Origin of the sequence: Modestobacter altitudinis, assembly GCF_005930475.1 — a bacterium.
Lineage (GTDB): Bacteria > Actinomycetota > Actinomycetes > Mycobacteriales > Geodermatophilaceae > Modestobacter > Modestobacter altitudinis.
Genome location: NZ_SJEW01000143.1, coordinates 1 through 1,443, shown reverse-complemented (window position 1 = coordinate 1,443; position 1,443 = coordinate 1). Strand labels below are relative to the sequence as shown.

The 1,443-nt window shown below is 77.3% G+C and carries 2 protein-coding genes; both read right to left on the bottom strand.

All coding sequences use genetic code 11. From position 1 onward, the window contains the following. Positions 1 to 404: hypothetical protein (locus tag FHL79_RS24805; RefSeq protein WP_218938607.1), on the bottom strand; the 404-nt coding region annotated here is incomplete at its 3' end. Next, a partial coding sequence (gene rsmH / locus FHL79_RS24800; protein ID WP_439331144.1) for a 16S rRNA (cytosine(1402)-N(4))-methyltransferase RsmH occupies positions 401 to 1,443 on the bottom strand: 1,043 nt, incomplete at its 5' end. The genes FHL79_RS24805 and rsmH, both read right to left, overlap by 4 nt.

Here is a 1,443-nt window from a genome sequence, read left to right as displayed (position 1 = left end):
GCGATCACCTGCTGCTCCAGCCGGGCGACCCCCTCGGCCTGCTCGGCGTTGGCCTGGCGCTGCTCGGTGGCGTCCAGGGAGTCCACCGCGACGGCGGTGTTGAGCAGCAGCAGGCCGAGCACGGTGGTGACCAGCAGACCGACCACCAGCACCACGAAGGGGGCCCGGCGGCGTCCGGTGCGGTGGGCTCGGGCGGGCACCCGGGTGGGCGTGGTCCGGGCCGGTGGCACCAGGCGCAGGTGCGGACCGGTCGCGACCGGCCCGCTGCGCCGGGTCGGGCCGGTGCGCGGCACGTGCACCGGCCCGGTGGTGGCCCGCGAGGTGGACCGGGCCGACGTGCGGGCGGTCGTGCGGGCGGTGCTGCGGGTGGTGCGCGCGGACGACGTCCGGGCCGGCTGGGTCATGACGCCCGCCGGACGCGCTCGGCGGCGCGGACCCGCGCCGAGGCGGCCCGCGGGTTCACCGCGAGCTCGTCGTCACCGGGGCCCTCGCCCCCGCGGGTCACCAGCTTCAGCACGGGGGCGTGCTCGGGCATCGGCACCGGCATCCCCGGCGGGGTCCGGTCGACCGCCTCGGCGGCGAGGGTCTGCTTCACGATGCGGTCCTCGAGGGAGTGGAAGCTGATGACGACGACCCGGCCGCCGACGGCCAGCGCGTCGATGGCCGCCGGCAGCGCCCGGGTGAGCACGCCGAGCTCGTCGTTGACCTCGATGCGCAGGGCCTGGAAGGCCCGCTTGGCCGGGTGGCCGCCGGTGCGGCGGGTGGCGGCCGGGATCGACTCGCGCACCAGCTCGGCCAGTCGCCTGGTGTCGGTGAACGGCTCGCGGGCCCGCTCGCGCTCGATCGCGGCGGCGATCCGGCCGGCGAAGCGCTCCTCGCCGTAGACCTTGAGCACCCGGGTCAGCTCGCCGCGGGAGTAGGTGTTGACGACGTCGGCGGCGGTGCGCGGGCCGGACGGGTCCATCCGCATGTCCAGCGGGGCATCGGTGGAGTAGCTGAAGCCGCGGGTGGGCCGGTCGAGCTGCAGGGAGGAGACCCCGAGGTCGAACAGCACCCCCTGCACCTCCTCGACGCCCTGGTCGGCCAGCACGTCGGGCAACTCGTCGAAGACGGCGGGCACGAGGGTGGCCCGCTCGTCGAAGCCGGCGGCGGCGATCCGGGCGCCGGCCTCGGCGCGCGCGTCGGGGTCGCGGTCCAGCCCGATCAGCCGGAGCCCGGGGTGGGCGGCGAGCAGGGCCAGCGAGTGCCCGGCCAGCCCGAGCGTGCAGTCGACCAGGACGGCGCCGTCGACGGCCAGGGCCGGGGCGAGCAGCTCGACCACCCGGTCGAGGAGGACGGGGACGTGCAGCGCGGGCCCGGCGGGCTCGTGGCTGCTCATCGACTGCTCCTCGGGGCTCTGGGTGGCGGTGCGCTCTCCGCGGTGGGGTCCGGTCGGGCGGTGGG